Genomic DNA, 23,006 nt, shown 5'->3' on the forward strand with positions numbered 1-23,006 from the left:
CCCGGCTGTCGCCTGTCGATTGATGTCGGTCGGCTCAGTGCGGGCGCGTCGCGCTGGCGCTGTCGAACCCCGCCGCGTGCGGCTCGGCCAGCTCGGCCTCGCCCGCCATCGCGTGCGCCTCGTCGTGGTCGCGCAGCGTGTCGAGGTGCATCCAGCGGCGCACCAGCGGGCTCGCGAGCAGCACCAGCACAGCGATCCCCATCGCCCACCAGCCGATCGTCTCATAGACCGCCAGCGTGCCGTCGCGGGTCATCGTGCCGCCCTCGCCGCCGCCGGTCGCCTCGCCGATCTTGCCCGCGACGAAATTGCCCACCGCGGTCATGTAGAACCACGCGCCCATGATCAGGCTGGCGAGATGGCGCGGCGCCAGCCGGTTCATCGCCGAGAGACCCACCGGGGACAGGCACAATTCGCCCGAGGTCTGGAAGAAATAGATCATGAAGACGAGGTACACCGGGGTCAGCGCCGCGCCGTACAGCCGCGCGCCCCAGACGAACAGCAGGAAGCTCAGCGCCACCTGCACCAGCGCGAGCCCGAACTTGGCGGGCGCCGAGGGTTCCCAGCCGCGCCGCCCGAGCGACACCCACAGGCCAGCGAGGATCGGCCCGAGCAGCACGATGTAGATCGGGTTGACCGATTGGAACAGCGAGGCGGGCACGCCGCCGCGGTCGACGAAGCGGTCGGTGTACAGGTTGAGGCTGCCGCCGGCCTGCTCGTACAGCCCCCAGAACAGCGGGTTGAGCGCGATCAGGAAGAGCACCGCGAACATCCGGTCGCGCGCGTGCGGGTCCAGCTTGAACGAGGCGAACAGCACGTAGCCGAGCAGCGCCACGCCCGAGACCATCAGCAGCGTCTCGATCACGTCCTGATACTGGATCAGCAGCCAGATCACGCCGACCGCGGCGATGCCGACCGCGTAGAGCGTCCACTCGCGCCGCCGGGTCAGCGTGCCCGGCGCCTCGCCCTGGCCCTTGAGCAGCGGCTTGCCGAGCACGAACACCAGCAGACCGAGCAGCATGCCGACGCCGGCCGCGCCGAAGCCGTAGGACCAGCCGTAGGTCTCGCCGAGCCAGCCCGCCAGGATCGTGCCGAGCGCGGCGCCGGTGTTGATGCCGATGTAGAAGATCGTATACGCGCCGTCGCGGCGGATGTCGGTGAGCGGGTAGAGCTGGCCCACGATCACCGAGATATTGGCCTTGAGGAAGCCCGCGCCGACGATGATGAAGCCGAGCGCGAGCCAGAAGACGTTGATCGCTGCCGAGGCCTGCCCGCCGTCGCCCTCCACCGCCATCAGCAGGTGGCCGAGCGTGAGCAGCACCGCGCCATAGACCACCGCGCGGCGCTGGCCGAGATACCGGTCCGCCAGGTAGCCGCCCAGTACCGGGGTGACGAACACCAGAGAGGTGTAGGCGCCGTAGATCAGGTTCGCCTTGCCGTCGTCGAACAGCCAGTGCTTGGTCAGGTAGAAGATCAGCAGCGCGCGCATGCCGTAATAGGAGAAGCGCTCCCACATCTCGGCGAAGAACAGGACGTACAGCCCTTTGGGGTGGCCGGCGAACTCGTCGCCGGGTTTGACCGCCGCGGCGATCCCGCCGCCCAGCAGCAATGCGAGAAAACCGACCGCGATCGTGGGGATGATGGGCAAGGGCTGGCGGCTCCGGAGAGGGGCAGGGCGCGCGCTGGCGGCGCCGGTTGGTTGCGCGCGAGACTAGCGCCTTGGCCGCGGCTGTAAATATCCCGCGGGCGCGCTATCTGTCTCGGCGATGTTCAACGACCTCTCCTCACCGCTCACGCTGCTCGCCACGCGTCGCTCGGGCAAGCCGCGCGACCTGGTCGCGCCCGGGCCGACGCGCGACCAGCTCGTCGCCATGATCCAGCTCGCGGGGCGCACCCCCGATCACGGTAAGCTCGCGCCGTGGCGCTTCGTGATCGTTCCGGACGAGCGCCGCGGCGCCTTGGCCGCGCGCCTGGTCGAGGCCTATCGCGCCGAGCGGCCGGCGGCGACGCGTCTCGAGCTCGACGCGATGGACCAGTTCGCGCGCCAGGCGCCGGCGCTGGTGGTGGCGCTCTCCTCGCCCCGGCGGGAGAGCCATATCCCGCTGTGGGAGCAGGAGCTGTCGGCGGGGGCGGCGTGCATGAACCTGCTCCACGCCGCGCACGCGCACGGCTTCGCGGCGGGCTGGCTGACCGGCTGGCCGGCCTTCTCCGACGCGGTGCGCGACCTGTTCGGCGCCGCGCCCGAGCGGATCGCTGGCTTCCTGTTCATCGGGACGCCCGGCCGCGCGCTGGAGGAACGCCCGCGGCCCGATCCCGCCGCGCTGTGGAGCGAGTGGGCGGGCTGAGCCCCGCCCTGCCGCCAGCGCTCATGGCGAAAGGATATCCGGATGGCGCCGGCGCGCCGTGCAGTTGATCGACGTGGCATGATCGATCATCATAGGTCTTTGGACGCCGATGTTAAGTAGAAGTTAATGCGATCCTATGGTCGCTTAGGTTAAGAACGCGAAACCCTTTGGTTTAACCGATCGGAATGGAATCCTGGAGTAAGAAGGCTTTAGTCGGAAGGCGCGCGGCTTATCGCATTGTCGCTGTGGCTCCGTCCAAATGTCTGTCTCTTCGGGGGTTTCATGAAGAAGCTTTGGATCGTGGGTGCGGCCGTGCTCGCCGCGTCGAGCGCCTATGCGGCGACGAACACCGCCAACGTCGCGCAGGCCGCGACCAGTCTCGTCGCGGTGGTCGCCGCGCCGGCTGCGGCCTCGGCGCCCAAGCCCGCCGCGACGGTCAAGCTCGCTGCGGACGGATTGCCCGTCGACGCGATCCGCAAGACCGGGCCGCTCGGCCTCGTTCAGCAGCCGTCCTATGCCAGCAATTTCAAGACGGACGATCTGTTGGTCCCGGCCTGGGGAACGGGCGCGATCCCGCAGTCCGGAGCGCCGGACGTGGTCGGCGCCTTCCGCTTCATCTGCATGCCGGGTCAGGTGCTCAAGGACGATCCGATCGTCTTCCCGGGCCAGCCTGGCAAGTCGCACGCCCACCAGTTCTTCGGCAATACCGGCGCGAACGCTTACTCCGACTACGGCAAGCTTCGCTTTACCGGCGACAGCACCTGCAACAACAAGCTCAATCGCTCGGCTTATTGGGTCCCGGCGATGCTCAACGGCAAGGGCAAGGTCGTTCGCCCCGACTACGTCTCGATCTATTACAAGCGCCTGCCCGACAGCAGCCCGGCCTGCCAGATCGAGGGCAAGGCGTGCGTCGAGATGCCGCGCGGCCTGCGCTTCGTGTTCGGCTACGACATGAGCAACGGCAAGAGCGACAACAATTTCTACTTCAACTGCGACGGTCCGACCGCGACGCCCGGCCATTACCCGGATCTCGTCACCGCAGCGAAGTTCTGCCCGGTCGGCAACCGCATCGGCGCGGTGATCCAGGCGCCGAGCTGCTGGAACGGCCGCGAGCTCAACCCCAAGAACCACCGCAGCCACATGGCCTTCCCGAGCTACGGCTGGGACGGGATCCTGAAATGCCCGGCGACCCACCCGTATATCGTGCCCACCTTCACGCTGGGCGCCTGGTACACGGTGGACGAAGATCTCGACACCTCGGGTGACTGGAGCGAGGGCAAGAGCACCTGGACGCTCGCCTCGGACTCGATGCCCGGCATGGCGACGCAGCGCCCCGGCACGACCTTCCACGCCGACTGGATCGGCGCCTGGGACGACAAGGTGCTCGAGATGTGGACCGAGAATTGCGTCAACAAGCTGCTCAACTGCTCGGGCGGCGACCTTGGCAACGGCCTGCAGCTGCGGATGCGCGACGATTTCACCTGGAACGCCACGCCGCGGCTGGTCGACCTGCCGAAGTAAGCCGCGCACCCGCACGACCCACGCGCCGGGACGATCGCACATCACCGCGCCATGGTCGCCTCCGAGGAGCGGCTATGGCGCGGTGATGCCATGTTGGGCCAAACGGCACGCCAACACCACCCAGCGCCCGGTGCGCCGGACCGGACGGGTGCGCCAGCGTCGTCCGGTCGCTCGCAGGAACCGGCGCTGCAGCGACGCCGCGTGCTGCGCGAAATCGTGGAAGTCGATCCGGTGATGCGCCAGCACGAGCATGCCGCCCGGCCGCAGCGCGCACGCGACGTCACGCGCGGTGCGCGCCATCGCGCTCGGATCAAGATAATAGAGCAGCTCCGCCACGACCACCGCGTCGTAGCGCGGGCGCGGGAAGCGGGCCGGCACCGTCAGCCGGATCGCGCGCGCGCGCGCACCGCGGCCGAGGAGCGCGGCCTCCACCAGTCGGGTCCCCGCCTCGGTCGCCTCGGTCGCGTCGAGCCGCAGCGCGCGCGCGGCGAGCGCGCGGCTGTTCGAGCCATTGCCCGCGGCGAGCTCCAGGACGCGGCCGCGCGCCCCGGCGCCGAGCGCGTGCAGGATCGCGACGCGCTTCACCGCCTCGTCGCGGTCGGAGAAGGTGCGCCACGGGTCGGGATCGGCGGCAAAGGTGCGCTCGAAGCCGGCGAGCGTGATCGCGCTCACCGCGCCGCCGCCGCGGCGAACAGCTCGCGCGGGCGGCTGAACGCCCTGATCTGGTGCGCCGTCATGGCGAAGCCGCGCGGGTCGTCGGTGATCCGTCCGGCCTGCGTGCGATAGCCGCGGATCGCGTGCCGTTTGGCGAGCCGCTCCTGCGCGCTGAGCGGCAGCGCGCGCGCGCCGCGCAGCTGCTGCCCGGCGGGCCACACCGGGTAGCGCCACCACCGCACCCCCGGCCGCGGCCGCGCCGCCGCGGCGACGACGCGATGATCGGGGTGCGCGTCGCCGATCGACGGCGCGAGCGCCAAGAGCGGTGCGGGCAGAGCCGCGACGGCGCGACCGACACCGCGGCGGACCGCGGCGGCGTGGTCGGCGAGCCGCCCGTCGGGCAGGTCGAGGAAGGTGATCGCGCCCGCGGCGACGCCGATGCGCCGCATCACCCGGCGGGTCTCGCGGCGACGCTCGCGCACCAGCCGCGCGCGCGGCCAGGCGCGGCTGCCGGGATGCGACGCCGCGCCGTCGCTCACCACCAGCACCGCCGCGCGCGTGCCGCGGCGCGCCAGCCGCGTGATCAGCGCGTGCGCCGCGATCGCCTCGTCGTCGGGATGGGGCGCCACGACCAGCAGCGCGCGCGGGCGGCCGACCTGCGCCCTCACAGCGCCGGGCTCAACACGCCCGCGGCGACGGCCGCACCGACCAGCATCCGCTGCGCGTCCGGTCCCGGCTGACGCAGGTACATGGCGAGATCGGTGATCGTCGCGGCGAGCGGGTGGTCGAGGAACAGGCCCTGAACGCCGACCGCCTCCTGCGCGAGCGCGAGCGCCTCCCCGCCCGCGGCATAGACCGCGCAGCGCGCCGCCGCGACCAGCGGCAGCCGCGCGTCCGCGTCGGCGAACCAGCCCGCTGCGGCACGGCGCACCGCCGCGGCCGCCTGCTCCGCCAGCGCGTACAATCGCGCCAGGCGCCCCGCCTGGTGCGGGTCGGCCGCGCGCGCGACGGCGACGAGATGGTCGCGCACCGCGTCGACCAGCCGCGCGACGCCACCCGCCTGCACCGCGGCGAAGCGCAGTGCACCGCCGCTGAACCATGGCTCGCGCGCATAGTCGCCCGGCGCGCCGACCAGCGTCGCGGCCGCGGCGGGTGCGTCGTCCCAGCGCACCACATGCGTCTCGGAGCGCTGCATGCCGACGACGCGCCACACGGCGCGGTCGATCGCGGGGGGCGCGACGCCGAGGTCGAGCAGCACCAGTTGGCGCCCGTCCGCCGCGTCGACCGTGACCAGCGCGTGCGACAGCAGCCCGGCGCCCGAGGCGAAGCTCTTGCCGCCGGAGAGCCGGCCGTCTTCGTCGAGGCGCAGCGGCTCGCCGGGCAGGTCGGCGTTCCACACCCCCAGCGCGGCACCCGCGCGCATCGCCGTCGCGAGCCGCGCGCGCAGCGCCGAGTCGCCGTAGCGTGTGACGATCTGCGTGGCGTCGACATGCCCCTCGAAGAGTCGGCCGAGCGGCAGGTCCTCACGCCCGACGCGATAGAGCAGCCGCAGCAGCGCCAGCAGCGCTTCCTCGTCGCGCGGGTCGTCGGGCGCGCCGCGCTCCGCGTCGAGCGCGGCGAGGCGCGCGCGCAGCCCGCTCACGCGGCGCGCGCCGGCGCTGCCGCGGCGAACAGCGCCGCGAGCGCGCGCTCGGCGAGGGGAAGCGGCACTTCGCGCATTCCCTCAGGCCCGACTGGCACGACTCGCATCGCGAACGCCTCGGCATTGGGGCAGTCGCGGGCGACGCCGAGCAGATGGTCAGCGCCCAGCCCGATCGCGGGCGTCAGCACGCCGAGATCGCCCGCGCCGAACGCGCGGCGCGCGAGGGCGTGACGTTCATATTGCCACAATTGGTCGAGCGGGTGCGCGACGCGGACGCTCGCCAGGCCGTCGCGATCGAGGGCGCGCAGCGCGGCGGCGAGGCCACCGCGCGCGCGACCGTGCCGGCGCGCGGAGGTGTGGACCACGCTCGCGGCGTCGCGGCGGACGCGGTGTCCGGCGCGCGCGGCGTCGTCGACCAACCGCGCGTCCTCGCCGCTGACGAGCGGTTCGAAACCGCCGAGCGCCGCGTAGGTCGCGCTGTGCAGCGCCATGTTCGCGCCGCTGGCATGGTGGTGCGTCGCCGCGGCCTCCCAGGCGACCGGATCGACGCGCCGGCGCAGCGCGTGCAGCCCCGCGTAGTAAAGCTCGATACGGTCCTGCGCTTCGTCGCCGCGCGCGCCGCTGCGGACGACGTCGCCCGCCACCAGCTCGGCCTGGCGGAGCGCGGCGAGGGTGGCGTGCAGCCAGTCGGGCGCGGGCCAGCCATCGGCGTCGGTGCTGAGCAGGACACCCCCCTCGCGCCCCAGCGCCGCGGTGCCGAGCGCCATGGCGGTGTGGCGGGCGATCCCGGCGTTGGCCGTCGAGCGCGGCAAGGCGGCGACATGGAGGCGGTGCACCGAGGTGCGTGTATAATCGGCGGCGAGCGCCGCGCTGTTGTCGGTACAGCCGTCGAGCAGCAGGCAGACGTGCACCGGCAGGCCGGGCGGTATCGCAAGCCGCTCCAGTCCCTCGAACAGCCGAGGGAGCCGCGCCCCCTCGTCGCGCGCCGGCACGCAGATGGCGAGCGCGGCCAGCGCGTCGCCGACCGCCGCGCCGTGGCTCAAGCGGCGATCTCGCCGTCGTCGCCGCCGTCCCAGTAGCGGATACGGTCGGCGCGGACGACGATCATGACGACGCCGGGCGTGTCGATGCCGTCTGGAAAGTAACGGTCGAGGTCCTTGGTCCAATGCGCCTCGAACTGGACCTTGTCCTCGATCAGCGCCGCACGCCCGTCGACCGCGACGAACAGCGGCGGCCCGCCGAGCATCCCGGCGGCACCGGTATAGCTGAGTGTCACCGCCGCGTCGGCGCGGATCTCGGCGACCTTGCGCGAGTCGTCGTAGGCGAAGAAATAGCTGTCGCCCTGGTATTCGACGTCGCCATTGTTGCTCATCGGTCGGGCGGTGAGCGCGCCGGCGGCCGATCGAGTCGCCAGCATGGCGAAATCCAGCTTGGCCATCTTCCGCGCCAGCTCGTGCAAGGTCAGCTCGGCCATGTTCCCCCCCCCGATGGGTGGCCCAGCCGTCAGCGACCACCGCCAACTCGCTGATTCACCGAGGCTTCAACGAGAGCGAACCGATCTGGTTCATCCATCTCGGCTGTTAGCCTGGTTGCGGGATCGTGGGTCCGCGGGTGACAGGCGCCAACCTGTGCCATCGCGGGACCGAGCCGCCACTTTCCTCGCGGCGCTACCCGGCTAAGCAGCGCGTGTGTCTGAACATGTCCGCTACCTCGCCGCCCGTCGCCCATCCGTGGACGGCGAGGAGCAATGGGGCCTCTATCTGCCGAGCGAAGATCGCTGGATCGACATCATCTTCCGCACCAAGCGCGAGGCGGAGCGGCTGATCGACGAGATGGACCAATAGCCGGGCGTGCCAGGCGCGGCATAGCGCAGCACCTCGCAGGATGCCGGTAACAGGCCGTCCGGGCAGGGCGATGATGACCCGGGATCGGGCGGCGGCGCCCTCGCCGTGGCGCCTCGCGGTGCTTCGCGTCCGGCGCGACGACAGGTCGGCATGGTGCACCTGACGGCGGGAGAGCGAAGCGCTCGATCGCGGCGGCGGGCGGCCACTAAGATCTGGGACACGATCGTTCCGCGGCGGTACGCCGCGATCGGCTGGTCGCGCGGATCGACCGCCGCCGACTGTCATACTTTCGTTTCGTAGCGCGCTCGATTGCGCTCCCGATGGCGCAACGGCGTATCCCGCGCCCACAATCTTCGTCGCGAGAACTCCCGCCCGCCGAAGAGGACGCATCTCTCATCGGGGTATCGAGGGCTGCCCGGCGAGAGGCGATGTTGTCCCGCGCTTGACGGCGCTCAACGGTCGCTGCTTTTCACAAATAAGCAAAGTGCGTTTAGTTTCGTTTGCTTTCTTTCTCCCGGGCGGTAAACAGACGCAAGGAACGAGTCGCAAGCAAGCGCTCCTCCGTTGAGAGGGCGAGCGGCGCGCGTCGCGTCGGTACGGGCGTGCGACGCGGCCAGCCGACGCGCCGCCCGGAGTGCATCGCGAGAGACAGGCGAGTCGCCGACACGATCGAGCGAGCGAACCGGCTCAGCAAGGACGGTCGAGCGACAGATCACACGAGTGGCTTCCGCCGCGAGAGGGGAAAAGATGAACGAACGTGCACATCGCCGCCTGCGTCATGCTCTTCTGATCAGCTCGGCCTTCCTGTCTACGGTCGCCAGTGCGCGGGCGCAGACCATCGGCGCCAACGCTCCCACCGAGGGCGAAGAGGTGGCACCGTCCCAGGCGGAGGGCGCCGACGTCGTCGTCACCGGGCTGCGCGCCGGGATCGAGCGCTCGCTCGCCGACAAGCGCCGCTCGATCTCGGTCGTCGACGTGATCTCCGCGCAGGACATCGGCAAGTTCCCCGACAACAACCTGGCGGAATCCCTGCAGCGCGTGCCCGGCATCACGATCGACCGCTCGGTCAACGGCGAGGGCCAGACGATCAACCTGCGCGGCCTCGGCCCGCAGTTCACCAGGAGTGAGATCAACGGCGGCACCGCGCTCAACGGCTTCGACTTCAGCGTCCTCGCGCCCGAGCTGTTCGCCAAGGTGACCGTCGAGAAGTCGCCGACCGCGAGCACGGTCGAGGGCGGACTCGCCGGCACGATCCTGCAGGAGACGCCCAAGCCCTTCGACATCCCGGGCTTCCGCGCCACCGCCACCGGCGGCGTCACGATCGGGCAGAAGGGCAAAGCCGTGCCGCGCCTGTTCGGGCTGGTCAGCCAGAACTGGGACGATCGCTACGGCATCACCGTCGCCGCGGCCTATTCGAAGACCGACTTCCGCACCAACGAGGTCGACTTCGGTCCCTGGGTGCCGTTCCGCAACATCGCCTCGGCCGACGTGCTCGCCACCGCCCCCGCGCCGCTGCTCGATGCCGCCACGCCGCGCACCACCGCTTTCTACAGCTACCAGCAGAAGCGTGAGAATCTCGGTGTCACCGTGGCCGGGCAGGCGCGCCCGACCGAGCGGCTCGAGCTGACCGCGGACTTCCTCTACGCGCGGCGCAAGGGAACGCAGATCGACGATCGCCCCGACGCGCCGATCGAGGGGACCAGCTTCTTCGCCGACGGCACCAGCTCACCCGGCAACCAGGCGCCGACCGACTATGTGATCGACAACGGCGCGGTCACCCAGGCGACGTTCCGCAACATCCAGAACCGCGTCGGCTACAGCTACCAGCCGCAGGAGAACAAGGTCTACCAGGGAACGCTGCGCGCCAAATGGGAGGCGGCGGATCATCTCACGATCACGCCGGGCTTCAGCTACGCGCACCAGCGCTCGAGCAACGAGCTGGATCTCTACTCGTTCGCCGCGCCGGGTGCCGACGTGACCTATCGCGTCGCCGGCGACGTGCCGCAATTCAGCTCGACCGCGACCGACTTCAGCAGCAACCCCGATCGCTTCGGCTACAACGTCTTCATCTTCAACCGCGCGGTGAACACGATCGACGAATATGTCGGGCGCGTCGACGCGACCCGCGAGTTCGAGGGCGTGCCCGGCCTCACCAGCGTCCAGGCCGGCGCGCGCTACACGCACCGGACCTCGCGCCAGCAGGCGCGCAACGTCGGGCTGTACAACGGCGCCGAGCTGCTCGGCGCGAGCCCGCTCGGCCTCGGCGCGTTCGCCGCCACGCTGCCGTTCAGCGTGCGCAACGCGACCACGCCGGACCGCATCCTCTCGGTCGATCGCGACAAGCTGATCCAGACGGTCTACCCGGGGCTCGACCCGTTCACCTCGGACCAGTTCGCGACCGATCCGCAGGGCGACCAGCTCAACTCCTTCGAGGTGGTGGAGCAGACGTACGGCGGTTACCTGCAGGGCAATTTCACCATGGGGGCGCTTTCGGTGAACGCCGGGTTGCGCGTGATCGTCACGGACACGTCGTCGAACGGCTTCGGCCTGATCGGCACCGAGCTGACCCCCAGCAACGTCGACGCGCGCTACACGAACTTCCTGCCCGCCATCAACGCGCGCTGGGAAGTCGCGCCCAACATGCTGCTTCGCGGCACCTATTCGCGCGCGATGACGCGCCCTACGCTCGACCAGCTGAGCCCCGCGACGACGATCAACTCGGGGCCGCGCACCGGTAACCGCGGCAACCCCAACCTGCGCCCCTATCTCGCCGACCAGGAGGATCTCGGCTTCGAGTGGTATTTCCACCCGGGGGCGCTGCTGACGCTCAACGGCTTCGCCAAGCAGATCGGCTCGCTGATCTCGCAGACCACCGTGTCGGAGCTGGCTAGCTTCCCCGACCAGGAGACCGGCCTGCCGACCAGCGGCATCGTCGCCTTCACCCAGCCCACCAACGGCGACAGCGCGACGATCCACGGGCTGGAGGCCGGGCTGCAGTCGCCCTTCTTCTTCCTGCCGGGCGCGCTGAGCTATTTCGGCACGATCCTCAACTTCACCTATGCCGACAGCAAGGCGAGCGTGCGCAGTGCGGACGGCGTGTCGCGCACCACGCCGCTGCCCGGCCTGTCCAAGAAGAGCGCCAACGCAGTGCTCTATTATGATCACGCCGGGATCGACGCGCGGCTCGCCTATGCCTGGCGCAGCGCCTATCTGCGCGACGACAATGTCGGGCGGCAGTTCGGCGCCGAGCGCTACGTGCGCGACTACGGCCAGCTCGACCTGTCGGTGAACGCCTTCGTCACGCGCAACGTCCAGCTCGGCTTCAACGTCAACAATGTGCTGGATACACAGCGCAAGGAGTACATCCTGATCGGTAGCGGGGCGGAGCTGCCCGCCAGCTTCCTCGAGCAGGAGCGCCGCTTCGTCCTGACCGCCCGCCTCATCATGTGAGATCGTCGGGGAGGGCGCGCTCCCGCCCGCCGGGCTGAGACCGTTCGCGCCCGAGCGGCGTTATGCGGCGGCAACGGTGAGGACGATGACGGTGGCCAGGACGATCGTGGTGACGGGTGCGGAATCGGGTATCGGCGCGGCCTGCGCCGCGGCGTTCGGCACCGGGGGGGATCGGGTAGCCGTGCTCTACTTCGCCGATGCCGCGGCCGCCGAGGCGAGCGCCGCGGCGGTGCGGCAGCACGGCGGCGAGGCGATGACGGTCCAGGCGCATGTCGACGACGAGGCCTCGGTCGACGCCGCTTTCGCCGCGGTCGAGGCGGCGTGGGGGCCGGCGGACGTCCTGATCAACTCCGCCGGGCTCAACATGAGCGGTGTCCCGGTCCGCGGCATGGCGCTGGCGCAGTGGCGCCGTCTGCTCGACACCGATCTCACCGGTGCGTTCCTCGTCTCGCGCCGCTTCCTGACCGCGCGCGGCGAGGCAGCAAGTGACGCCGCGATCATCCATATCTCGTCGATCCACGCCTATGCGGTGCGCGCCGGCGGCGCGGACTATTGCGCCGCCAAGGGCGGCCTGTCGAACTTGGTCGAGACGCTGGCGATCGAGGAGGCACCGCGGCGCGTCCGCGTCAACGCGATCGAGCCGGGCATGATCCTCACGCCGATGAACGCACGCGCGCAGGCGGACGAGACCTACCGCCGCACGTTGGAGAACAATATCCCGCTCGGCCGCGCCGGCGACCCGGCGGAGGTGGCGGACCTCGCCGTCTTCCTCGCCTCGGACCGCGCGCGCTACATCACGGGCGCGCGCATCGTCATCGACGGCGGCCTGTCGCTGATGCAGGCGCTCGGCGCGTGACCGCCCCCGATCCCGCCGCGGCGATCGCCGACCCGCACCGGCGCGATCCGGTCGTCGCCGCCGCGACGCCGCTCGACTTCAACGTCAAGGCGATCGAGCCGGTCTCCGTCGACGGTCCGCCCGCGCTGATGGCGCGCGACCTGATGAGCCCTTATGTCTGGCGCGAGGACGATGGGCGCTGGGGGCTGATGGTGCGCGCCACCGTCCGGGCCGGTGAGCCGCTGACCGACACCGGCCAGATCTGGGCGGGTTGGAGCGACGACGGCGTGCGCTTCACGATGCTCGACGCGCCGTCGCTCGTGCCCGGTCCCGGCGACCATGACGCCGGCGGCGTGGAGGACCCGACGGTGGTGCGGCAGGCGGACGGCTATGTCGTCTATTACTCGGGCGTGCTCGCCGACCACGCGCACGGCGAGCTCTCCTACGCGACCGGTCCGTCGCCCGACCGGCTGACCAAGAGCGGCGTCGCGCTCGCCTCGTCCAAGTCGGAGGGCAACACCAAGGAAGCGACGGTCGACCGCCCCGCCGATGGACACTGGCGGCTGTTCTACGAATATGCCGCGGACGAGGCCTCGCGCGTCGGGCTCGCGACCGGGTCTGACATCGCGGGACCCTGGACCGAGCAGCCGACGCCCTTCATGCCGCGCGCGGACAGCTGGGACGACTGGCATCTCTCCACCGGGCCGTTGCTGACCGACGATCCGGCCTCGCCGGTGATGTTCTACAACGGCGCCACCCGCGACGCGCGCTGGCGCATCGGCTGGGTCGCCTTCGACGCCGCCTATGAGCGCGTGGTGGCGCGCGGGATCGAGCCGCTGCTCACCCCGCCGCCGGTGGCCGACCGCAGCGCCACCGACATCGCCTTCGCCGCCTCGGTGGTGGTCGAGGGGGACGCGATCTGGCTCTATTACTCGCTGGAGGATCGACGGCTGGCGCGCGCGCTGATCCGGCGCAGCTGAGTGGCGCGCGGTCATCGTGCGGCACCGCGCCGCTAGCCGGTCGCGCCGGTCAGCCGCTCCCAATCGGCATGAGCGAGGCCCCGGCGCGCGCGCTCGTCGAGCGGCGCGCCGTCGAGGAATGCCCGCGCCGCGCCGCCGGGGCGATATTGATAGGGAAAATCGGTGGAGAAGAGCAGCCGCTCGGGCCCGACGACGTCGAGGCAGCGGCGCAGGTAGGTCTCGCGCCGAATGCCGCTGCCCGTGACTTAGAGGTTGTGCCGCGCATAGTCGGCGAGCGAGCGCACCAGCGTGAGCGCGCGGTCGAGCACCGCGCCGGTGCGCTCGAGGTAGAAGAGCACGACCTCGCCCCACTGCCCGAGGATGATCTGCAGCTTGGGCAGTTCGTCGAACACTCCCGCCGCGGCCAGCCGGACCCATTCGAGCCCCGCCTCGTAGTGCCAGCCCAGCCCGAAGGCGGCGAGCGCGACATCGGCGGTGGCACCGATCCCGGCGTAGCTCGCCTCGCGCACCTGGGGCGGCGGTGTCTGGGGGGGGATGAACAGCCGCACGTCCAGCGCCGCCGCGGTGGCGAGCAGCGGACGGAGCGCTCGCTGGTCGAGGTGGCGCTCGCGCGTGCGCCCTCACAGGAGCGCGCCCTTGAGCCCGAGCTCGCGCACCGCGCGCCCCAGCTCGCGCGGCGCCGCCTCGGGGTCCGGGGTGGGGATGGCGGAGAGACCCTGGAAACGATCGGGGCGGCGCGCGACCGCGTCGGCGATCGTGTCGTTGACGCGACGCGCGGTCTCGACCGATGCCGCGGCGGCGAGATTGTGGAGGCCGGGGGTGGTGAGCGAGCGCACCTGCATGTCGACGCCGGCCTCGTCCATCAGCGCGATGCGTCGTCGAGGTCGGCCAGCCGCTCGCCGGCCGCGCCGCCGTCGGCGAAGGCCGAGACGGGGTCATGGGGCGGGGGCGCCGCGGCCCAGGCGTCGCGGACGAAGCACGGTAGCACATGCTCCTCGATCGCGATCAGTCGCATCGCTCTATCCTCGCGCCGCGCGTTCGGCTGTAACCGCCCGGCACCGCGATCGGTTCGTCGCGGCGCCGGGTTGCGTGGCGGTCGCCGCCGGCCGACATCCGGCATCGCGCCATGCTGATTCCCGCCGCCTTCCTCACCCGCCTCGACGCGCTGCCCGCCGGCTATGGCGAGGGGCTGTTCGCGGGGCGGCGCTACGGCGTGACGGTCGCGCGCTCGGCCGATCACCGACGCCAGTGGCTATGGGCCGAGGAACTCGGTGGCAGCGACCGGGTGAGCTTCAACCTCTACCGGCTCGGCGGCGACCGATCGGCGCTCCGCCCGTGCGAGATGTCGGGCGCGAAGGTGATCGATTTCGTGCTGGGCTACGTTCCACTCGCTCACGCCGGCGTCTCGGTTGACCGATCGCGCGCCCCGCGACGGTTCAGAGGCTGATCGCGCGACGCGTCATCTCGCGCGCGGCGATCTCGTGCAATGGACCACCGCGCTCACCGCGGAAGATGTCGGCGAGGTCGAGCAGGTCCTCGTTCTCAAGCGCCGCGATCGATCGCTCGATCTCGGCGAGGAGCTGCACCGCGCGCGCGTCTCTGGCGGCGATGCGCCGCTCCCGGATTCTCAACATGACCCCGCGTAACAGGTCCGTGACAAAGAAGGGAGGGGGCGCACGTTATCCCTTCGCCGCGACCGACGGGCTCCGCCGTGTCGAACTCGTGGAGCATCGCGCCCGATGCCGCCGGTGCGATGGAGCCGCACCAACTCCGCGAACCCGGCCGTGCGCGGCGATGATGACAGGCAACCCTCCCGCCGCGCGAACGTCGGTCGATCGCGGCGCGGGCGCGCGGTCACGCCGGGGGCGCGTCCAGCAGCGCGCGGAGTCGCTCGGCGTCCGCCGGCGTCGCTGGATTGTAGACGATCATGCCGAGCTCGGGCCGGCCCTCGACCGCGAAAGAGGAGAATTCCATCGCGAGCAGGCCCGCCACGGGGTGGTGGATGCGCTTCACCCCCTCGCCGTGCGCGACCACGTCATTGTCCTGCCACAAGGCCTCGAACTCGGGACTGAGGCGCGACAGTTCGGCGATCAGCTCCGCCGCGGCGGCGCTGTTGTTCGCGCCGGCGCGCGCCACGTCGGCGCGGAAGGCGGCGACGACGAAGCGCGCGATGCTGTCCCAGTCCTCGTTGCGGGCACGAACATGGTCGCTGCCGAACATCAGCCGCAGGATGTTGCGGCCCTCGCGCGGCAGCCTGCTGTAGTCGGTCAGCAGCAGCGCCGCCGCCCGGTTCCAGCCGACGACGTCCCACATCGCGGTCTTGATGATCGCGGGGCTCAGCGTCATCGCGTCGAGGAGACGCTGCAGCCGCGGCGAGATGCCGTCGACCGGCCGGTACCGCGCCTCCGGTGGTCGGCCGAGCCCCAGCATGTAGAGATGCTCGCGCTCGGGCTCGGTCAGCATCAGCCCATTGGCGATGCGATCGAGCACGTCGGCGGAGGGCGCCCCGCCGCGACCCTGCTCGAGCCAGGTGTACCAGGTCGGGCTGATATTCGCGCGGCTCGCCACCTCCTCGCGGCGCAGGCCGGGGGTGCGACGCCGACCGCCGGCGAAGCCGAGCGCCGCCGGGTCGAGCCGGGTGCGACGGTCGCGCAGATACGTCCCGAGCGGGTTGGCGCCATTCTCCGCCATGCTGATCCTGTCACGGTCTATACTAGGATAACGTCCCTACTTTAACCGGTTTGCCCGCGCCGCGATACGCCCTCGCACCAACGAGGAGAGTGATACCATGCGCGTGTTCCTGACCGGCGCCACCGGCTTCATCGGCTCGCACGTCATCCCCGAGCTGCTCGCGGCCGGGCACCAGGTGCTCGGCCTCGCCCGCTCCGACGAGGGCGCGCGCCGACTCGCCGCGGCGGGAGTCGAGCCGCACCGCGGCGACCTGGACGCGCCCGCGACGCTCGCCGCCGGTGCCGTCGCGGCCGACGCCGTCATCCACTGCGCGTTCGACCACGATTTCGCGAACTTCGTCGAGAATACCAGGAAGGACGAGCGCAACATCGCGGCGATCGGCGCGGCGCTGGAGGGAAGCGACAGGCCGTTCCTGATCACCTCCGGCGTCGGCATCGGCACGCCGCTGCGTGGCGGTCCCTCCACCGAGGACGTACTCAACCCCGGTCACCCCAACCCGCGGATCGCCACCGAACTCGCCGCCGCGGCGCTGATCGCGCGGCGCCTCGACGTGCGAACGATCCGGCTGCCGCAGGTGCACGACACCACCAGGGCGGGGCTTATCACCCCGCTGATCGCGGAGGCGCGGCGTGCCGGGGCGATCGCCTATGTCGGCGCGGGCGAGTCGCGCTGGGCGGCGGCGCACGTCAGCGACGTGGCGAGGCTCTATGTGCTCGCGCTCGAGCGCGGCGAGCCCGGCGCGCGCTACCATGCCTCGGCGGAGGAGGGCGTGTCGGCGCGCGCCATCGCCGAGGCGATCGGGCGCGCCGGCGGGCTGCCGGTCCGTTCGATCGCCGCGGACGAGATCAAGCGGTATTTCGGCTGGATGGCGTCCTTCGCGGCGCTCGAGATGACCGCGTCGAGCGCCTGGACGCGCGCGCGCCTGGGCTGGGCGCCGACCGGCCCCGACCTGCTGACCGACCTGGCCGCGATGGATCATGCCTAGCCGACCCGCCGTGCGGCCCTCTACCGGGCGGTCGCCACGGCAGCGTCGAGCCGGTCGGCATAGGCGTTGAGCACCGCCGCGGTGTGGGCGACGTAGGCGGTCGCATCGGAGAAGCGACGCTGCTCGATCGCCTCGCGCACGCCGGGCAGCGTCTTGGCGCCATAGCCGGTGAGCGTGCCCGGCGCGTAGACGAGGTTGCGGAACCAGGGCCGCCCGGGAAGGCCCTTGGGGTCGATCAGCAGCTGGTCGATATCGCGCAGCAGCGCGAGCGTGCGCGCCTGCGTCGCGGGCGGCAGCGTCGCGAGCCGCTCGACCGCGGCGTCGGCGGCGCGCGCCGTGCGCCCCAGCCGGTCGGCGGCGTCCTCCAGCGCGAGCATGTCGATCAGCGGCGTCACGCCCTTGTCCCGCGGCGCGACCGTTGGATCGTCGGGGTGAGAGGCGAGCGTGAACACGCGCTCGCGGGTCAGGTCGCGCAGCGTGCGGTCCCTCTCGCGCTGTTCCGCGGCGAGCGTCTTCACTTCCCCGACGTAGCGCGCGACCGTGGCGGCGAAGTCGCCGTAGCGCGCCGGCACGCGCGGCCCGTCCGCCGCGCGCAGGACCAGCCGCCCGACCATCTTCGACAGCACCGCGCCATAGACCAGGCCCGGGTCGTCGAACGTGGTGACGTGATAGAAGCTGTCGTAGATCGAGTGGTACGATCCGCCGCCGCCCCCCTCGCCGCCGAAGCCGATGTCGAGCGAGGGGATGCCGAGGTGCTGGAGGAAGGCCGAATAGTCCGAGCCCGAGCCGAGCGCGCCGAGCGGCATGTCGCCGCCCGACTTGGCAGCAGCCAGCGCGACCGCATCTTCGGAATGCCCGGCGTAGGCGTCAGCGCGGACATGCGCCTGCAAGCGGTCGAGCACGCTCACCGACGTCTGCGGATCGGTGACGTCGCGCGCCGCGGCGTTGACGAGATGCTGGAGATCGTGGCTGCCCTCCGCGCTCAGAAAGCCGCGGCCGTTGCCGTCGGTGTTGACGTACAGCACCGCCTTGCGCGCGAGCTCGTCGGCATGCGCCTCGACCCATTCGGTCGAGCCGAGCAGCCCGGGCTCCTCGCCGTCCCAGCTCGCGTAGACGATCGTGCGGTCGGGCCGCCAGCCCGCCTGGGCGAGCGCGCCGAGCGCCTTGGCCTCGCTCATCAGCGCGACCTGCCCGGTCAGCGGATCGCTCGCGCCGAAGACCCAGCCGTCGCGGTGATTGCCGCGCACCACCCACTCGTCGGGGCGGGTCCGCCCGGGGAGCGTGGCGATGACGTCGTAGAGCGTCTTCATCGACCAGTCCGACGTCACCGCCAGATGGACCTTGACCGCGTCGGTGCCGCCCCAGTGATAAGCGAGTGCGAGCCCGCCGCGGGCGCCGCCCTCGATCACCGGGCCTTCCAGCCGCGCCATGATCCTGCTCGCGTCGCCGTAGGAGATCGGCAGCGCCGGAATCTTCAGGATCGTCGGCGCGGTGGCGCGAGTCAGCCGCTTCGCGCCGGGCGTGGCGCCCACCCCCGGGGTCAGCGGATCGCCCGGATATTGCGTCATGTCCTGCACCGAGCCGCGCTGCACGCCGCGCTCCGGCCGGCCGCCGCCGCGCGGATAGGGGTCGCGCTCGCCATAGCCGTCGTCGGCCGGGTCGGAGTAGATCAGGCAGCCGGCCGCGCCGTGCTCCTGCGCCAGCTTGGGCTTCAGCCCGCGCCAGCCGCCGCCGTAGCGCGCCAGCACGATCTTGCCCTTCACGCCGATGCCGCGCGCCGCCAGCGCCTCGTAATCGTCGGGCATGCCATAGTTGACGTAGACCACCGGCGCGGTGACGTCGCCGTCGCCCTGATAGGCGACATAGGGCGGCAGCGCGCCCTCGAGATGGGCGGAGCTGGGATCCTCCGCGACCGCCGGTTCCTGCCCGCCGAGCGTCGCGCGCTCGGGCGCGACGAGTTCGAGCGTGGTGCTGATCGGGGTGGGGTAGAGCACCTCGAAGGTCTCGATCCGCGCGTCCCAGCCCCAGCGCTTGAACAGCGCGAGCTGCATCTCGGCGTTGGCGCGATCGTGCGGACTGCCGACGTGATTGGGCGCCGAGCTCATCTCCTTGAGCCAGGCGAGCTGGTCGGCGCTGCTGATCTGCGCGTCGAAGGCGCGCTCGCGCGCGCGCGGGTCCGGTGCCGCCGGCGCGGTCTGGGCGACGCTGGCGAGCGGCAGCGCGAGCAGCGCGGCGGTGGCGAGCAGGCGGGGAATCATCACGGCGAACATCTCCGGTCGCGGCGCCGCGCGGGCGCCGCCGGGAGATCGGCGGGTGCTGCGACGGTCGTCCGCGCCACTGGAGCATGCCCGACCCGCGGAGGGAAGAGGGCGCGCCGACGCCCCCACCCTCAGGCGAGCGCGCCGCCGTCCACGTTGAGCACCGTGCCGGTGATCTGGCGCGCCTAGAAGAAGGAGATGCCGAACGCCGCACTGAGCAGCGACAGCGGCTCGGCGAGCGCGGCCGCCGTCGCGGTGCGTCGCGTGTCGCGCTCCTCCTCCGCCATGCGAGCGGCGAGCAAGCCCTGCTCCCTCTCGGCGCAGCGGGCGAGAACGCCGTCGATCCGCTCGCTTAGCGCCTGGCCCTTGTCGGTCCGCACGACCGCCAGCGCGGCGTCGAGGCTGGTCCGCCGCAGCCGGATCGTGAGCGCCAGTGCCGCGAGCTTGGCCTCGACCACGGGTGAAAGCACCTGGCGCGGCTCGACCACGCCGAGTGGACCAAGGAGCTCCTCCTCCAGGAGCTGGCGCACCGCACCAAGAACGATCTGACCATCATCAGCTCGGCGATCGAGCTGCAGAGCCGCGCCGCCGAGAACGCGGCGGTGCGCGAAGCGCTCGAGGCGGCGAATGCCAGGATCCTGGTGGTGGCGCGCGCGTCGACCTCCGCGATTATATCGCTTCGCTGTGCCAGGGGCTCCGCGACATGCTGCGCGACGTCCGCCCGACCGCGGTGCGGGTGCAGTGCCCGCCGCTCAGCGTGCCGAGTTCGCTCGCCGTGCACGTCGGACTGATCGTCAACGAGCTCGTCACCAACAGTCTGACATACGCCTATCCCGGCGAGCGCGGCGGCGTGATCGCGGTCAGCGTCGATCAGCGCGGGAGCGAGCTCGTCCTCCTCGTCGCCGACAACGGGTGCGGCTGCCCCGACGGCGTGGTGCCGGGACTGGGCTCGAAACTGGTGCGCCCGCTGGCCAAGCAGCTGGGCGGCAGCGTAGATCGGGTACCCGCGGACGTCGGCTTCGCGACGCGGGTCGTCTTCGCCCAGACGGGACTGTGAAGTTCCCGTACGACCGGACCCGGGCTGGAAGGGGGCCGTCTGCTCGCCTGGACGGTCGCGATGCAAGCGGGCCTGTTCCCGCTCGATGCCGTCGCTTCCCGCCGCTTCACCGGCCATCGCGCTGCGGTGATGTTGCTGCCCGGGGGCGGCGATGACAGCGAGTCCGTCCTGCCATCTCGCAGTTGCACACGTCCTCGGGGGCGGCCGACCGAGCGAGCGTCCCGAGGCGCACGGAGCCGTGCTCACTCATACCGCAGCGCGCGTGCCGGCTCGGCGCGGGCGACCCGCCAGGCCTGGGCGAAGATCGTCGCGGTGGCGATGACGACCGCGATCAGCGCGACGCCGAGGAAGTACAGCGGCGACAGCGCGATGCGGTCGTCGAACCCGCCCAGCCAGCGCCGCATCGCCACGAAGGCGACCGGCCAGGCGATGAGGTTGGCGAGCACCACCGGCCGCATGAACTGGCCGATCAGCAGGCGCAGCACGTCGGCGGTCGACGCGCCCAACGTCTTGCGGATGCCGATCTCCTTGATCCGCCGCGCGGTGTCGAAGGCGGCGAGCCCGTACAGGCCGATACAGCCGATCAGCACCGCCAGCACCGCGCCGAGGGTGAACAGGTTCGCCCGCTGCGTGTCGGTCCTGTAATAGCGGCGGTACAGGTTCTCCTCGACCGTCCGTCCCTCGAACGGGACGGCGGCTGCCGTGCGCTTCCAGGTCGCCTCCGCCGCGACGCGGAAGGCGGCGGGATCGCCGCTGTAGCGCACCATCGCGTAGGGGCTGGAGAAGGGTTTGCTCGAGTAGCGGTATTCGACCGCGCTGATGGGCTCGCGCGGACCACGGAAGCGCAGGTCGTCGACCACACCGACGATCATCATCGTCCCGTTGCCGTCGAGTGCCTGACCGACCGCGGCCGCAGGGCTGGCGAACCCCAGGTCCGCCGCAGCGGTGCGGTTGATGACGACGTGGTAGGGCGCCTTGCTGCCCCTCTGACGCAGCGCGATATCGTCGGCCGGATGCGCCGCGTCGAAGAGGCGGCCGGCGATCAGACGCCCGCCCACCGTCGGGAAGTACGCGTCGCCGACCACCACATCCATCGTCGAACGCCCACGGCTCTCGTCGAGACCCGCTCGATACACGTTCGACGTGTTGGTCATCATCTGGTCGCCAGGCGCGTTCTGCGCGGAGGTAACGTCTGCCACGCCCGGCAAGGCGGCAAAGGCACGCAGCACGCCCGCCTGCTGGTCATCGTCGACCCACGCGAATTTCGTTAAGATGAAGAGGCTTTCCCGCTTGAAGCCGAGGTCGGCGGCGCGGACGTGCGCCGCCTGCGCCAGCATGGTCGCGGTGCTGATGCCGAAGGCGATGGCGATGGCGAACTGCCCGACGACCAGTGCCGCGCGCAGTCGGGCGCCGGCCCGCCCCCCGCCCGGCGCGCGCGACGACGCGAGCACCGCCGCGGGCCGGAACCGGGCCAGAACGATCGCGGGATAGATGCCGGCGATCGCGCCGACGACCAGCACCATCGCTATCAGGGGCGGCAGGATCGATCGCGCGCCGAAGTAGGTGATGGCGAGGGTCATACCGCCCAGCGCGTTGATCAACGGCAGCGACAGTTCGGCGATCGCCAGGCCGATCAACGCGGCGAGCGCGACGGTCGCGACCGCCTCCAGCATGAACTGCCGCAGCAACGCGCCCCGCGTCCCGCCCAGCACCTTGCGCACGGCCACCTCGCGCGCCCGCAGCCCGGCACGCGCGGTGGCCAGATTGACGTAATTGACGATCGCGATGAGCAGCGTCAGCGCGCCGACGATGCCGAGGGTCGCCACCGCTGCCCGATCCGCGGGGTCGTACAGGTGATTGTCGACGAGCGGGCGCAGCGACTGCTGCCACATCCCCCTCTTGATATTGCCGTCCGGGAAGACGTGCCGCTCGGCGAAGCGGCCGAGTTCCCCCTCGAACGCGCTGGCAGCGGTCCGATCGGGGAAGCGAAGGAACGTGGTCAGCGATGTGCTGCCCCAGTGGTCGAACCACTCGTTGGCAAAGCGCGCGCGCACGATCGGCACGAAGATATCACTGGAGTAGCTGAAGTCGGCCGGCATGTCCGCGATCACCGCAGCCACGCGATAGGTGAAGGTCTTGCCGTCGATGGTGATGGGGAGCGAGCGGCCGACCGCCGGCTGGGTACCGAAGTATTTGCGCGCGATCTGCTGCGTGATGACCGCGGCGTCGGGGCTGGCGAGGGCCTTGACCGGGCTGCCGCCGATCGAGGGGAAGCTCAGCAGCGCGAAGAAATTGGGATCGACCGCGGCCAATTGCTCATCGGTCACGGTGCTGCCCTGATGGACGATCGCGTTCATCGGCCAGAACCGGGTGCCGGTGAGATTCGGATAGTCGCCGCGCAGCCGTTCCAGAAATGCCCCCATCGTGTAGGGGTTCGCCTCCTTGGGATAGCCCGGCGTGAAATAGCGTTCCTGCACGATGTACAGCTTGTCCGCACCCGGGATGCTGCGATCATACCCCGTCTCGAAACGGACGTAGAGGAACAGCACCAGGAATACCGCGATGCCGAGCGCCAGCCCGCCGATGTTGAGCAGCGCGAACAGGCGATGGCGCGTGAGCGAGCGGTAGAAGCTGAGCAGCGCGGAAGCCGGCGAGGACATGGCGATCACCTTCAAGCGACGGGCTTGGTCTGCGCGACGACGCGCAGCAGCAGCAGCAGGACGAGGACGAGCAGCACGATCACCAGA

24 protein-coding genes are annotated in these 23,006 nt (G+C 71.1%); 10 read left to right on the top strand and 14 right to left on the bottom strand.

The features are described 5' to 3' along the window. Nucleotides 1-34: 34 nt before the first annotated feature. Nucleotides 35-1,645 carry a peptide MFS transporter gene (locus tag K7957_RS14625; protein ID WP_223012728.1) on the bottom strand — a complete coding sequence of 537 codons (1,611 nt, stop codon included), beginning with the start codon at nucleotides 1,643-1,645 and terminating at the stop codon, nucleotides 35-37. A 118-nt stretch (nucleotides 1,646-1,763) separates the two neighbouring features. On the opposite strand from K7957_RS14625, the gene K7957_RS14630 reads away from it, so the two are divergent. Together K7957_RS14630 and K7957_RS14635 are read left to right on the top strand one after the other, a co-directional pair. Then, complete coding sequence (locus K7957_RS14630) at nucleotides 1,764-2,342, top strand: nitroreductase family protein (RefSeq protein WP_223012729.1); 579 nt, start codon at nucleotides 1,764-1,766, stop codon at nucleotides 2,340-2,342. Between the two features lie 282 nt (nucleotides 2,343-2,624). Continuing rightward, nucleotides 2,625-3,863 (top strand): DUF1996 domain-containing protein, encoded by a 1,239-nt coding sequence (locus K7957_RS14635; protein WP_223012730.1) that lies wholly within the window; start codon nucleotides 2,625-2,627, stop codon nucleotides 3,861-3,863. 72 nt (nucleotides 3,864-3,935) lie between these two features. Here K7957_RS14635 and K7957_RS14640 read toward each other — a convergent pair whose 3' ends face one another. The 5 genes from K7957_RS14640 to K7957_RS14660 are packed head-to-tail and all read right to left on the bottom strand — an operon-like array spanning nucleotide 3,936 to nucleotide 7,633. Beyond that, nucleotides 3,936-4,535 carry a class I SAM-dependent methyltransferase gene (locus K7957_RS14640; protein WP_223012731.1) on the bottom strand — a complete coding sequence of 200 codons (600 nt, stop codon included), beginning with the start codon at nucleotides 4,533-4,535 and terminating at the stop codon, nucleotides 3,936-3,938. Next, complete coding sequence (locus tag K7957_RS14645) at nucleotides 4,532-5,185, bottom strand: PIG-L deacetylase family protein (RefSeq protein ID WP_223012732.1); 654 nt, start codon at nucleotides 5,183-5,185, stop codon at nucleotides 4,532-4,534. The genes K7957_RS14640 and K7957_RS14645 overlap by 4 nt, the downstream gene beginning before the upstream one ends. Further along, nucleotides 5,182-6,159, bottom strand: coding sequence for an acyl-CoA dehydrogenase (locus K7957_RS14650; RefSeq protein WP_223012733.1), 978 nt, complete (start codon nucleotides 6,157-6,159; stop codon nucleotides 5,182-5,184). The genes K7957_RS14645 and K7957_RS14650 overlap by 4 nt, the downstream gene beginning before the upstream one ends. Next, complete coding sequence (locus K7957_RS14655; protein WP_246617122.1) at nucleotides 6,156-7,202, bottom strand: glycosyltransferase family 2 protein; 1,047 nt, start codon at nucleotides 7,200-7,202, stop codon at nucleotides 6,156-6,158. The genes K7957_RS14650 and K7957_RS14655 overlap by 4 nt, the downstream gene beginning before the upstream one ends. After that, complete coding sequence (locus K7957_RS14660) at nucleotides 7,199-7,633, bottom strand: pyridoxamine 5'-phosphate oxidase family protein (RefSeq protein ID WP_223012734.1); 435 nt, start codon at nucleotides 7,631-7,633, stop codon at nucleotides 7,199-7,201. Before K7957_RS14660 ends, K7957_RS14655 begins: the two co-directional genes overlap by 4 nt. A 214-nt stretch (nucleotides 7,634-7,847) precedes the next feature. Here K7957_RS14660 and K7957_RS14665 point away from each other — a divergent pair, with 214 nt between their 5' ends. From K7957_RS14665 to K7957_RS14680, 4 genes are all read left to right on the top strand, one after another. Continuing rightward, entirely contained in the window at nucleotides 7,848-8,003 is a 156-nt protein-coding gene (locus K7957_RS14665) for a hypothetical protein (protein WP_223012735.1), read from the top strand. A gap of 747 nt (nucleotides 8,004-8,750) precedes the next feature. Then, on the top strand, nucleotides 8,751-11,453 hold the full coding sequence (locus tag K7957_RS14670) for a TonB-dependent receptor (RefSeq protein WP_223012736.1): 2,703 nt from the start codon (nucleotides 8,751-8,753) through the stop codon (nucleotides 11,451-11,453). A gap of 85 nt (nucleotides 11,454-11,538) precedes the next feature. Continuing rightward, entirely contained in the window at nucleotides 11,539-12,309 is a 771-nt protein-coding gene (locus K7957_RS14675; RefSeq protein ID WP_223012737.1) for an SDR family oxidoreductase, read from the top strand. After that, nucleotides 12,306-13,268: a glycoside hydrolase family protein gene (locus K7957_RS14680; RefSeq protein WP_223012738.1), complete on the top strand. Its 963-nt coding sequence runs from the start codon at nucleotides 12,306-12,308 to the stop codon at nucleotides 13,266-13,268. Before K7957_RS14675 ends, K7957_RS14680 begins: the two co-directional genes overlap by 4 nt. A 245-nt stretch (nucleotides 13,269-13,513) precedes the next feature. On the opposite strand, the gene K7957_RS14685 is transcribed toward K7957_RS14680, so the two are convergent. The 3 genes from K7957_RS14685 to K7957_RS14695 all read right to left on the bottom strand — a co-directional run bounded on the left by K7957_RS14685 (nucleotide 13,514) and on the right by K7957_RS14695 (nucleotide 14,283). Further along, nucleotides 13,514-13,816 (bottom strand): hypothetical protein, encoded by a 303-nt coding sequence (locus tag K7957_RS14685; RefSeq protein ID WP_223012739.1) that lies wholly within the window; start codon nucleotides 13,814-13,816, stop codon nucleotides 13,514-13,516. Nucleotides 13,817-13,888: 72 nt separating this feature from the next. After that, nucleotides 13,889-14,131: an amidohydrolase family protein gene (locus K7957_RS14690; RefSeq protein WP_246617123.1), complete on the bottom strand. Its 243-nt coding sequence runs from the start codon at nucleotides 14,129-14,131 to the stop codon at nucleotides 13,889-13,891. Beyond that, nucleotides 14,131-14,283, bottom strand: coding sequence for a hypothetical protein (locus K7957_RS14695; RefSeq protein WP_223012740.1), 153 nt, complete (start codon nucleotides 14,281-14,283; stop codon nucleotides 14,131-14,133). The genes K7957_RS14690 and K7957_RS14695 overlap by 1 nt, the downstream gene beginning before the upstream one ends. Before the next feature lie 111 nt (nucleotides 14,284-14,394). Between K7957_RS14695 and K7957_RS14700 the strand changes: the two genes are divergently transcribed. Further along, entirely contained in the window at nucleotides 14,395-14,715 is a 321-nt protein-coding gene (locus K7957_RS14700; RefSeq protein ID WP_223012741.1) for a hypothetical protein, read from the top strand. Here the strand turns inward: K7957_RS14700 and K7957_RS14705 are convergent. Together K7957_RS14705 and K7957_RS14710 are read right to left on the bottom strand one after the other, a co-directional pair. Next, the gene (locus K7957_RS14705) at nucleotides 14,705-14,902 is read right to left on the bottom strand and encodes a hypothetical protein (RefSeq protein ID WP_223012742.1); all 198 of its coding nucleotides are present in this window, start codon (nucleotides 14,900-14,902) and stop codon (nucleotides 14,705-14,707) included. The genes K7957_RS14700 and K7957_RS14705 overlap by 11 nt on opposite strands. Before the next feature lie 220 nt (nucleotides 14,903-15,122). Next, nucleotides 15,123-15,959, bottom strand: coding sequence for a helix-turn-helix transcriptional regulator (locus K7957_RS14710; protein ID WP_223012743.1), 837 nt, complete (start codon nucleotides 15,957-15,959; stop codon nucleotides 15,123-15,125). A 97-nt stretch (nucleotides 15,960-16,056) separates the two neighbouring features. Between K7957_RS14710 and K7957_RS14715 the strand changes: the two genes are divergently transcribed. Beyond that, entirely contained in the window at nucleotides 16,057-16,944 is an 888-nt protein-coding gene (locus tag K7957_RS14715; protein ID WP_223012744.1) for an SDR family oxidoreductase, read from the top strand. A gap of 20 nt (nucleotides 16,945-16,964) precedes the next feature. Here K7957_RS14715 and K7957_RS14720 read toward each other — a convergent pair whose 3' ends face one another. Both K7957_RS14720 and K7957_RS14725 read right to left on the bottom strand, forming a co-directional pair. Continuing rightward, the gene (locus tag K7957_RS14720; protein ID WP_223012951.1) at nucleotides 16,965-19,202 is read right to left on the bottom strand and encodes a transferrin receptor-like dimerization domain-containing protein; all 2,238 of its coding nucleotides are present in this window, start codon (nucleotides 19,200-19,202) and stop codon (nucleotides 16,965-16,967) included. A 185-nt stretch (nucleotides 19,203-19,387) separates the two neighbouring features. After that, entirely contained in the window at nucleotides 19,388-19,732 is a 345-nt protein-coding gene (locus K7957_RS14725) for a CHASE3 domain-containing protein (RefSeq protein WP_223012745.1), read from the bottom strand. A gap of 42 nt (nucleotides 19,733-19,774) precedes the next feature. On the opposite strand from K7957_RS14725, the gene K7957_RS20805 reads away from it, so the two are divergent. Beyond that, a complete protein-coding gene (locus K7957_RS20805; RefSeq protein ID WP_425517209.1) occupies nucleotides 19,775-19,993 on the top strand; it encodes a hypothetical protein in 219 nt (72 codons plus the stop codon). Further along, on the top strand, nucleotides 19,906-20,259 hold the full coding sequence (locus K7957_RS14730) for a sensor histidine kinase (RefSeq protein WP_223012746.1): 354 nt from the start codon (nucleotides 19,906-19,908) through the stop codon (nucleotides 20,257-20,259). Before K7957_RS20805 ends, K7957_RS14730 begins: the two co-directional genes overlap by 88 nt. Before the next feature lie 242 nt (nucleotides 20,260-20,501). Here the strand turns inward: K7957_RS14730 and K7957_RS14735 are convergent, their stop codons facing one another. Further along, nucleotides 20,502-22,919, bottom strand: a complete 2,418-nt coding sequence (locus tag K7957_RS14735) for an ABC transporter permease (RefSeq protein ID WP_223012747.1) — start codon at nucleotides 22,917-22,919, stop codon at nucleotides 20,502-20,504. Nucleotides 22,920-23,006 lie beyond the last annotated feature (87 nt).

This window comes from Sphingomonas yunnanensis (assembly GCF_019898765.1).
Taxonomy (GTDB): domain Bacteria; phylum Pseudomonadota; class Alphaproteobacteria; order Sphingomonadales; family Sphingomonadaceae; genus Sphingomonas; species Sphingomonas yunnanensis.